The organism is Dehalogenimonas sp. 4OHTPN (assembly GCF_040448695.1).
GTDB lineage: Bacteria > Chloroflexota > Dehalococcoidia > Dehalococcoidales > Dehalococcoidaceae > Dehalogenimonas.
On the sequence record NZ_CP159307.1, the window covers coordinates 1,716,496 to 1,726,504 of the forward strand.

The 10,009-nt window shown below is 58.7% G+C and carries 8 protein-coding genes; 4 read left to right on the forward strand and 4 right to left on the reverse strand.

Features of this window, described 5'->3' with window-relative positions; all coding sequences use genetic code 11:
* The first annotated feature begins 18 nt into the window (after nt 1-18).
* On the forward strand, nt 19-1,086 hold the full coding sequence (locus ABV300_RS08990) for an NAD(P)H-dependent glycerol-3-phosphate dehydrogenase (RefSeq protein ID WP_353714508.1): 1,068 nt from the start codon (nt 19-21) through the stop codon (nt 1,084-1,086).
* 27 nt (nt 1,087-1,113) lie between these two features.
* Here ABV300_RS08990 and dnaJ read toward each other — a convergent pair whose 3' ends face one another.
* The 4 genes from dnaJ to ABV300_RS09010 form a co-directional block, all read right to left on the reverse strand.
* Entirely contained in the window at nt 1,114-2,220 is a 1,107-nt protein-coding gene (dnaJ, locus tag ABV300_RS08995) for a molecular chaperone DnaJ (RefSeq protein WP_353714509.1), read from the reverse strand.
* A gap of 84 nt (nt 2,221-2,304) precedes the next feature.
* Nucleotides 2,305-5,442, reverse strand: a complete 3,138-nt coding sequence (dnaE, locus tag ABV300_RS09000) for a DNA polymerase III subunit alpha (protein WP_353714510.1) — start codon at nt 5,440-5,442, stop codon at nt 2,305-2,307.
* A gap of 127 nt (nt 5,443-5,569) precedes the next feature.
* Nucleotides 5,570-5,854 (reverse strand): hypothetical protein, encoded by a 285-nt coding sequence (locus ABV300_RS09005; protein ID WP_353714511.1) that lies wholly within the window; start codon nt 5,852-5,854, stop codon nt 5,570-5,572.
* Nucleotides 5,803-6,978, reverse strand: coding sequence for a hypothetical protein (locus tag ABV300_RS09010; protein WP_353714512.1), 1,176 nt, complete (start codon nt 6,976-6,978; stop codon nt 5,803-5,805). The genes ABV300_RS09005 and ABV300_RS09010 overlap by 52 nt, the downstream gene beginning before the upstream one ends.
* A 199-nt stretch (nt 6,979-7,177) precedes the next feature.
* Between ABV300_RS09010 and ABV300_RS09015 the strand changes: the two genes are divergently transcribed.
* From ABV300_RS09015 to ABV300_RS09025, 3 genes are all read left to right on the forward strand, one after another.
* The gene (locus tag ABV300_RS09015) at nt 7,178-8,080 is read left to right on the forward strand and encodes a DUF72 domain-containing protein (protein WP_353714513.1); all 903 of its coding nucleotides are present in this window, start codon (nt 7,178-7,180) and stop codon (nt 8,078-8,080) included.
* A gap of 96 nt (nt 8,081-8,176) precedes the next feature.
* Complete coding sequence (locus ABV300_RS09020) at nt 8,177-9,337, forward strand: sensor histidine kinase (RefSeq protein WP_353714514.1); 1,161 nt, start codon at nt 8,177-8,179, stop codon at nt 9,335-9,337.
* A 4-nt stretch (nt 9,338-9,341) separates the two neighbouring features.
* The gene (locus ABV300_RS09025; RefSeq protein ID WP_353714515.1) at nt 9,342-9,986 is read left to right on the forward strand and encodes a response regulator transcription factor; all 645 of its coding nucleotides are present in this window, start codon (nt 9,342-9,344) and stop codon (nt 9,984-9,986) included.
* Nucleotides 9,987-10,009 lie beyond the last annotated feature (23 nt).

The window sequence follows — 10,009 nt, forward strand, 5'->3', positions numbered from 1 at the left end:
CTCCGGGATGGTTAAAATATGACTAGAATCGCCGTTGTCGGCGCAACCACCTGGGGCATTACTCTCGCCTCGGTACTGGCGCGCAAGGACGTCGACCTCAGGATACTAGCCCGCACCGAGGACGAAGCGGCTATGACCAGCGCCAGCGTCTTCCGGGCTCCCAGGCTGCCAGAGGGCTTTGTTCTGCCTAAAGGCATTTCGGTCACCGCCAATAGCGCAGAGGCTCTCCAGAACACTGACGCCATCATCGTAGCTGTTCCGTCTCAGTCGATGCGCCGCAATATGAAGTTGATTGCCCCGCACATCGGCAAGCGTACCCTGATCATCAGCGCCGCCAAAGGCCTCGAGGTTGAGACTGGCAAGCGCATGTCAGAGATCATCGCCGAAGAAACCAGGAAAGATATCCATGACAACATCACCGTGCTGTCCGGTCCGAACCTGGCATGGGAAATACTGGCCGGCCGGCCGGCGGTGACAGTGATCGCCGCTGAAAAAGAATCGCGGGCCCGACGCGGCGCTAAGCTCATGACAGTGCCGAATTTCTGCGCCTTCACCAACACCGATATGATCGGGGTTGAGTTGGGTGGAGCCTTAAAAAACATCATCGCCCTTGGGGCCGGTATTGTCGACGGACTCGGCTACGGCGACAATACAAAGGCAGCCCTAATGACCAGAGGTTTAACTGAGATCACCGCCCTCGGTACCGCCCTTGGCGCCAACCCGCTGACCCTGGCCGGGCTGGCAGGACAGGGTGACCTGATCGCTACCTGTTCCAGCAATCTGTCGCGGAATCATCAGGTCGGCGCACGCCTGACCCGGGGCGAATCGCTGGAGCATATCCAAGCAACCATGAACGGCATCGCCGAAGGGGTGACGACGACCCTCGTCGCCTGGAAACTGGCGCAGCAGTTGGGCATCGAGATGCCGATTACCGAGAGGCTATACCGGGTGCTTTACCACGGCGATGACGTTCAGGCCACGGCTAAGGAGTTGATGGCGGCAGCCGCCACCCACGAACTCGCCGGCCGGAAATGGGGCTTGTTCAGCCTCTTTCGCCGCCGGAAGAAGCCGGAAATAGCCTTCTGACATATCCTCCGAATACCGCAGAGGCTGTTACTTCGCAGCCTCGTCAGCCGTTTCGACAGACGTACCCAGCGTAACGCCGAGCTCTTCCAGCAACTGCTTTTGGCGCCGCGTCAGCTTCTCCGGAGTAACCACTTTAATCTCCACCCATTCATCGCCCTGGGCCGATGGTCGGTTCAGCAGCGGCATGCCTTTGCCCTTCAGGCGGATGACCTTGCCGGTTTGTGTCCCGGACGGCACTTTGAGCTTGGCCGGGCCGAAGAGTGTCGGAACGTCAAGTTCAGTACCCAGCGCCGCCTGGGAAAAATTAAGTGGTAGTTCATATATGATATTATCGCCATCCCTGCGGAACAGCTTGTGCGGCATCAGCGCAACGGTAACGTACAGGTCACCGGCTCCGCCGCCCCGGTCGCCGAGATTGCCCGCCCCGGAAATGCGGATCTGGTTGCCGTTATCGATGCCCGGTGGTATCTTGACGCTGATAGTGCGTGAATTGCGTTCTCGACCGATCCCCTTGCACTTGGGACAGGGGTCGTTGATGACTTGACCTTCGCCGCGGCAACGGGTGCAGGTGACAACGTTGGTGAACCTTCCGAAAACACTGCGCTGCACCTGATAAACTTTTCCCTGGCCGCCGCATTCGGGACATTTGGTCGGCGAAGAACCTTCCTTGGCGCCTGTGCCCTTGCACACTTCACAAGCTTCTATACGCTGAATATTGATCTCTTTCTCTATCCCAGTAGAAGCCTCCTCCAGCGTAACAGACACCCTGTAATTAAGATCGGTGCCACGCCTGGGCGATTGGCGCCCCTGCCCGCCCATACCGCCGAAAAAGGTTTCAAAGATTTCCCCCAGACCTCCGAAACCGGCAAAGTCCTCAAAGCCCCCCGCCCCTCCACCAAACGGGCCGCCAGCGGCTCCGGCATGACCGAAGCGGTCGTAGGCAGCGCGCTTATTGCCGTCGCAAAGCACTGAATAAGCCTCATTAATCTCTTTAAACTTAGCCTCTGCATCGGCCTCTTTGTTGCGATCCGGATGGTACTGAAAAGCAAGCTTGCGGAAAGCCTTTTTGATATCTTCATCGGAAGCGCCGTGAGCCACTCCCAGCACTTCATAATAGTCACGCTTTGCAGCCATAAACGGTGCCCCTCAAACTGGCAGATTAACAAACTATTGTATCGCGTTTCAGCGAAAAATGCCATTGACAAACGCAGCCGGAACCTAATGCCAGTCCTTGGACGGCGGCGCCTTCTCCAGAGCGGAAAATGACCTGACCTCTGCCACCACCACATTGTGAGCGCCATCCCGCCGCGACACCCTGCCTCTGACCAGCAGGAAAGGGGATTTAAATCTCTGCTCCGCTCGCTCATAGACTCCCGGAAAAACCATGAGCGGCACGTGGCCGAACTCGTCCTCCAGAGTGATGAAGACCACCCTCCGGTGCGGGCGCTGACGCCGGATGACCATGCCGGCAACGGTAACCTCCGACCCATCGACAAGTTGGGCGATATCGCGGCTGGTAGCCACCTGGTTAGTGAACCGCGGCCGCAGACAGGCCATGATATGCCCCGAAGGGAAGAGTCCCATGGTGCCGTATTCCTCCTGCATCTGCTCCCAGGCGGTCATAGCCGATAGTTCGGTCATATCCTGGGCCGCTGGCAGCGGCAGGAAAAGCTGCGAGTTTACCGGCCGGTATTTCAGACCGACTTCCCATTTTACCTTACGCCTGTTCGATTCAAGACCGTCAAAGGCCCCCGCGGCCGCCAGCGCCAGCGCCGCTTCCTCAAGCACGGCGCTGCGCGCCAGGAAATCCCCGACATCCGCATAATACCCGCCCCTGGCACGTTCATCGAGGATCGCCCTGGCAGATGACTCCCCCACCCCGCCAACATGAAGCAAACCCAGCCGGAGGGCATCGTTTTCAACGACGCTGAGGGCCTCGCTGCGGTTGATGTCGGGATTGAGCACCGCCACGCTGTGCCGCCGGGCATCTTCCTTTAAGGTCTCGAGGTTATAGAAGCCCATAGGCTGCTGGTTGAATATAGCAGCAAAGAACTCCAGCGGGTAATAGAGTTTCAGCCAGGCCGCCTGAAAGGCGGTCACTCCGAAGGCAAAGGCATGCGACTCCGGAAACATATACTGGCCGTTGAATTTTTGCCACACTTTTTCGGCGGAAGTTTCATCAACGCCACGCTTGGCGGCACCTGAGATGAACTTTTCATGATAGCGATCCAGCATCGCCTCATTGTGGCGGCGTCCGAAGGCGCGTCTGAGCTGGTCGGCCGCCGCCGGGGAAAAGCCGGCGACATCCACGGCTAACTGATTCACCTGATCCTGAAACAGGACAACCCCCAGGGTGCGTCCCAGCGCCCGCCTCTCCAGCCCGTGGTCAAAGACAACCGGCTTCTTTTTGCTCCTCCGAGCCAGGTATTCCTGGACCCCTCCGTTGACGCCGACGCCGGGGCGTACCGCACCCACTTCATGAGCCATATCCGTCAGATTGCGTGGCCTGAGCCGGATGATAGTCTGCATCTGAGCGGCGGACTCCACCTGGAAGATGCCGACGGTATCGCCGGCGCACAGCATGTCGTAAACGGCCTGATCGTCGAAGTCGATGCGCGACATGTCGATGCGCTGCCCGGTTCGCGCTCTGATGATCTCCACCGCCTCCTGCATCTGGGACAGCGCCCCCAGGGCCAGAAAGTCGATCTTGACAAAGCCAGCGTCGTCGATAGAGTCCTTGTCCCACTGGCACACATAGCGGCCGTCAATAGCGCCGCGCTGTACCGGCACGATATCGGTCAGCGGCCCTGAGGAGATAATCATCCCTCCCGAGTGCTGTCCCATGTATTTAGGGAAACCGTCAAGTTCGGCCGCCAGCGAAATCAGGTCTCGCCATACCGGCTGGTCAATCAAATGGCGGAAGCCGGGATGCTTCTCCATCTGCGATGCAAGCTTCCGGGCGCTGCCCCAATCGACGAATTTTGAAAGCCGAGCGACCTCCTCAAGCGGCAAACCTAGAGCCTTCCCCAGGTCCCGCACCGCTCCTTTGATCTGGTATGTGGCAATGGTGCCGGCCAGGGCGGCGTTGCGCCAGCCCCACCTCCGGTGGACGCGCAGTATGAGTTCCTCACGGATGCGACGCGGAAAATCCAGATCAATATCCGGCACGCAGCCCAGCGCATCCTCAGGTAAAAAGCGTTCCAGCGACAACCGGTATTTTAGGGGGTCAATATGAGACAGCCCAATCAGGTAGCCGATCAGCAAGGCCACTGAGGAGCCGCGGCCGCGTCCCGGGGGATTGTCTTCAATAAATTGCGACGGATCGGACAGCCCCTGATCAATCATCACCTGCCGGCCCAGTGCGATAACGTCGCGATAGAGCAGCAGGAAGCCGGCCAGCCCGTGCTTTTTGATCAGCCGGAACTCATCGTCGAGCCGCGCCCTGACCTCGGAGGTAACGGCACCGTAACGCCTGATCGCCGCTTCGAGACATAACTGCTCGAGGTAATCATCGGGGCTCAGGCCGCCTGGGGGACAGTAGTCAGGAAAGGTATAGCCCAGATCGCTAGCCAAATCAAAACGGCAGCGTTCAGCTATCTTGACCGTGTTAGTCACCGCCTCCGGGCAGCCACTGAAAAGACCTTCAATCTGGGCCGCCGGCCGCAGATAGAATTCCGAATTCGGCCGCCGTTCCCGATGGCTGTCCTCCAGGCTCTTGCAGGCGCTGACCGCCGCCAGGCAGTCCTGCAGGCGGTGGCGCTCTTGCATATGGTAATGGACATTTCCGGTGGCGACCACCTGAGCTCCGGCCTCCCGGGCGATGGCCAGGAGCGCTCTATTGCGGGCGGCGTCGCCATAGGCCAGGTTGTGCTGCAGTTCGATAAAGTAATTATCAGCGCCGAACCAGTCGAGGTACAGACGCACCAGCGTCCTCGCCTCGTTGACGCGCCCCGCCGCGGCGAGCCGGGATAATTCGCTTTTTGGGCATCCCGACAGGCAGATGAGCCCCGCGGCATGAGCGCCGATAACCTCCGGCGGCAGTTCCGGTTCGGCACGATCCGGCGCCTCGCGGGCGGCGGTAATAAGGCGGCACAGGTTGCGATAGCCGTCCCGGTCTTTAGCCAGGAGCGTCAGGTGGTAACCGCCCCTCAGGGTCAGCTCGGTGCCGACGATTCCCGGGAGCTCCAGTGATTTAGACAGGTGAGCAAAGCGCATGGCGCCGCAGAGATTGTCGTGATCCGTCACCGCGAGGGCAGAGTAACCAAGCTCCTTCGATCGGGCAAGCAACTCCTCCAGCGATGATGCGCCGTCTTGGAAAGAATAGTAACTGTGGCAATGAAGTTCAGCGTAAGGCATAGAACTCAAATATTTTTAGGAAACGAATCCTCCCCTGCCAACTTCAACCCAACGAGGGATTCGTTTTACAGAACGAAGGGTTTCCATTAGCAATCGTGTAAAAACCGAACCCTGCCGACCGGCATCATTAGTAGCTCTGGTGATACCATTTACCGTCTATCAGGTCCTTGAAAACCGTCACCCGCCGCCCGCTGCCAAGGATGACAGCATAGTACATCCGGGACAGCGCCCGCGCCCGCCACCATTCGTCGTCCACCCGCCAGAGGTCTTCGATGGCGGCGACCGGAAGGCGGCGGCCGAGAGCCACCATCAATGGGCGGCCGGCAGCATCCTCCTCGACGGCGACCGGTTCCGGCAGGTTTACCGGCCTAATGGTGTCAGCACGTAGCGTCTTTCCGGTATCCGGGACCACGGTTCGACCTCCTTCATCTTGTAAAGCTGCGGCGCGCCCATTTTGAGCTCCAGCTGGCGGATATCATCCAGCAGCTTCTCATCCGACCTGACGTCGGTGAAAATGTTGTCCTGTTGTCCCGCCGGCCGGCCGATACGAACAAGTCTAATGCCCAGTTCCTCAACCGGGCCGGGCTGCAGGCAGCATTCCATGACCTGCCTGACCCGCACCATCGCAGAGCGGCAATTCATGGCCGGCTCCTTGAAATGAACAAGCTTCTGCCAATGCTCATCGAGGCTGGTGCGGCTCCATAATTCAACGCTTCTCATGCCGAGGCCCTGATGATTGAAGCGGGCGAAAGCGCGATAGAGCAGCGATTCAACGGCCATGAGAATAACGTCAAGCGATGCCGAAGGGGAAGGCAGGCTGGTGCTTTCTTCAATTATTTCCTCCGATTGCCGCGGACAAAGCGGCGTGCTGTCGCATCCGGCTGCCAGTTCACCGAGGCGCCGGCCCTCCGGCCCGAATTGGGCCTCCAGCTTAAACAGCGGAATCTCAGCCACTTTGCCCATGGTATGAAGCCCAAAATCGTGCAGCCGGGCCTTGATCTTAGGCGACACCGGCAGCAAATCACAGGAAAGGTCCCTGAGCCAATCCGTCTCATTGCCGATGGCGCGGCAGCCGCCGCTCGGACCAGTCGCAGCCGCCAGGCAGGCCGGGAATTTCCCCCCGGCGATGCCGATGCCAGCCTCAAACCCGGGAGGCACCGCCTCCCTGACCATAGCGGTAAGGGCGTCGTCATCTGGGTAAAGCAACCCGAGGCCGTCGCAGCCAAGGTAAGCCTCTCCCAGCACAGTTCCCTCAACCAGCGGGCTGACCTTCTCCAGAGCGTCCAGCACCCCGTTCCAAATCCGCCAATAATGCGGCATGTCAGCGTGCAGTATCTCCAATCCGCCGTGCCGCGAAAGTGCCTGCGGCAGGGGCATATCCCGTTCCAGTCCTTCCAGTCCAGGGGTGAAATCGAGCAGGCGGCGCCGCGAGCCGAGCGAATAGGCCACCGCCACCGCGCGTCCGGCAAGGTCATGACGGCGCAGCACTTCGCAGCGAAGCGGAAAATGGGGCAGCAGAACACACAGCAGCTTCACTCAACCACCACCAGACTTATTCTTCTCCTGAAAGAACCACTTCTAGCTTGACGCCGACCGCTGGCAGGAAGAAGAGATAAAAGAAAAATCATACACCGCCTCGCAGCATACTAGTTCAAGTGTTCTATCATTGTAATAGAACACTTGTACGTTGTCAAGGGGATCCCGATGATTGTTATTGGGCGCGCCGCAGCGCATAATGATGCGAGCAGTTGCCAGCATGGAAAACCATCACGAATATTCTGAAAAGCAGCGGATTCTCGTCGGCACCTCCGGCTGGAGCTACCCGCGCGGCGAGGGTAGCTGGAATGGTCACTTCTATCCGCCCGGGACCAAAAATGAGCTCGGCTATTTCAGCCAATTCTTTAGTTGCGTCGAGATCAACTCCTCGTTCTACTCCCCGGTAAATCCCGCCTGGGCCTCCGCCTGGGCCAGCAAGACGCCGGATGGCTTTGTGTTCACCGCCAAGCTGTGGCAAAAATTCACTCACCCTAAAATGTTCGAAACGGCCACCGGCGAGGCGGCGGCCATCTCCCGTGATGACGTAGACCTCTTCCTTAAAGGCATCGAGCCCCTGGCTGCGGCCGGTAAACTGGGGGCGATACTCGCCCAGTTCCCGCCCAGCTTCGAGAACACCGGCGGCGGGCGACAGACCCTCGAAGCGGTGCTGAAGACATTCGGCGACTTACCCATCGCAGTCGAGCTGCGGCACAGGAGCTGGAGCGATGACCCGGCGACAGCCGAATTACTTTCGGCGTACGACGCCGCCTGGGTGCAGACAGACGAGCCCAGGTTCAGTTTTTCCATCGCCCGGGAGCTGCCGGCGACATCCGAGCGGCTGGCTTACTTCCGCTTCCACGGCCGCAACGCCGCGGACTGGTGGACGGGCAACAATGAGACCCGCTATCGCTACCTCTATTCACAGCAAGAGATAGAAGAGCTGGCCGGCAGGGTCAAAACCTCCGCGGCTGCGGCTGAGAAGACATTCGTCTTTTTCAACAACCATTGGAAAGCCTACGCCCCGCGGAACGCCGGCGATCTGATCAAGGCGCTCCAGCTACCGTTTGCCGGATTGCCGTTATTAATGCCATCCCAGAAATAAGTACATTGACACCGCCACAGTGCCGACCTATGATACACGCGAACTCGACGAATGGTCTTTCGTGACCAATCTATCCTGCGGTGTTAGCGGAGAGCTATGGAGGTTTCCTCCCCGGTACTTCAGGCCAGGCGGTTCGGCGGGCGCCTAAGGTTATATCTGGGCGTCTACCGGGCGCTGGCGCTGGCCGTAGCCGTGAGCCAGCTGGCAGTTAACGGAGACAGCATGCCCGTTGCCGCCGGAATCCTTATCCCGACGGCGACTGGTTATACCCTCCTCAAATTCCTGATTCCGGTGTCGCCCCGGAGCAACATACTGGGACAGGTCATCCTTGCACTGGACCTAATCGTGTGTGCCGTGCTGGTATGGTTGACCGGCGGCATCAACAGCCCTTTCCTGCTGTATACCCTGTCTCCGGTGCTCTCGTCGTCTTTCTTCTACGACTCACACATGACGGCGATGGTCGGCATCGCTTCGACTTTGAATGTTCTACTAGTCCAGCTGGCCAATCCGTTCTATGATTTCAGCCCAGGGCCGCTGGAGCTGGGTTACTACCTGATTTACATCGTAGCGGTTGCTTTATCGGCGTCGCTGCCATATTTAGTCAACATCAACCTCCACCAGAGACTGCGCGGAGAGTTCATCGCTGAAGAACGTGGGAGGCTGTCGCGAGAAATCCACGATGGGACAGTTCAAACGCTTTCAGCGCTCAAGTGGCAGGGGCAGGTCATCGAGCGGGAACTCAAGCGGCGGAGTATCGAAATGCCCGAAGTGGGCAAGCTGCTCAGTCTGGTGGATGAAGCCAGAGTGGAAGCGCTGGAATCACTGGAACTGTTGAGGCGCTACACCGGCTGCGGCCAGCTGGTATCCCATCTAAAGAATTACCTTCATCATTTGAAACAGGACTCCGGCATCGACTACCACATTGACCTGCCGGGTGAAGAACCGTCACTGCCGCCCTATACTGAACTCCAGCTGCTGCGGATATGCCAGGAAGCGGTCACCAATATCAGGAAGCATGCCGCGGCCAGTGCCATCTCGCTGGCGATGACCCAGAACAACGGCCATCTGTTAATCACCATCGCCGACGACGGCCAGGGTTTCGATTTTGATTCGCAATCTCGCGCCGCAGGTCCGCAGGGTCACGGTCTAAGCGTGATGAAAGAACGGGCAGAAGCTACCGGCGGCAGCATGACAATCATCAGCGCCCCTGGGCAGGGTACCACAGTCAAAATAGATGTGCCGATCGGCAGGAGATAACGGGATGTCAGAAACCACCAGAGTATTAGTTGTCGACGACCACGCCATCGTCAGGAGCGGCCTATCCAGCATATTGGCCGGTGAATCAGCGATTAAAATCGTTGGTGAGGCGACAGACGGCAAAGAGGCCATCGCCAAGGCCTCGGCGCTTCAACCGGACGTAATCCTCCTGGATATTCTAATGCCGCGATGTACCGGGCTTGAGGCGCTGCCGCTGATACGGGAGAAAGCTCCTGAGGCGAAAGTGCTCATGCTGACGGTGTCCAACGAAGAAAAAGACCTGTTCACAGCGCTGAAATACGGAGCCCAGGGCTATGTGCTTAAAGGCGCGGGTATTGCTGAAGTGGTCAACGCCATCAAGAGGATTGCGGCTGGAGAGGTCATCCTTTCGCCTCAAATGGCCGGCAGTTTGGTATCCGAATTCCGTCAGCGCCAGAATTCCAAGGAAGAGATGGACCTGTCCCCCCGAGAGCTTGAGGTGTTAAAACTGGTCGGGGAAGGGCTGACTAACGCCGAAATAGCAGAAAAACTATTTCTGGGCGAAAGCACAGTGCGAACATACCTTTCCAGGCTTCTTGATAAGCTGCACCTGCGCAACCGCGCCGCCGCCGTAGCCTATGCCACCAGACGCGGCATGACCAGCGCCTGATTTCTTCCGCCCTACAGGAAGGC

What these genes read in the sequence shown, in the direction of transcription:
- dnaE (WP_353714510.1), bottom strand. Translation starts at nt 5,442, where the DNA reads ATGCCTTACGCTGAACTTCATTGCCACAGTTACTATTCTTTCCAAGAC.
- ABV300_RS09020 (WP_353714514.1), top strand. Translation starts at nt 8,177, where the DNA reads ATGGAGGTTTCCTCCCCGGTACTTCAGGCCAGGCGGTTCGGCGGGCGC.
- ABV300_RS09025 (WP_353714515.1), top strand. Translation starts at nt 9,342, where the DNA reads ATGTCAGAAACCACCAGAGTATTAGTTGTCGACGACCACGCCATCGTC.
- ABV300_RS09015 (WP_353714513.1), top strand. Translation starts at nt 7,178, where the DNA reads ATGATGCGAGCAGTTGCCAGCATGGAAAACCATCACGAATATTCTGAA.
- ABV300_RS08990 (WP_353714508.1), top strand. Translation starts at nt 19, where the DNA reads ATGACTAGAATCGCCGTTGTCGGCGCAACCACCTGGGGCATTACTCTC.
- dnaJ (WP_353714509.1), bottom strand. Translation starts at nt 2,220, where the DNA reads ATGGCTGCAAAGCGTGACTATTATGAAGTGCTGGGAGTGGCTCACGGC.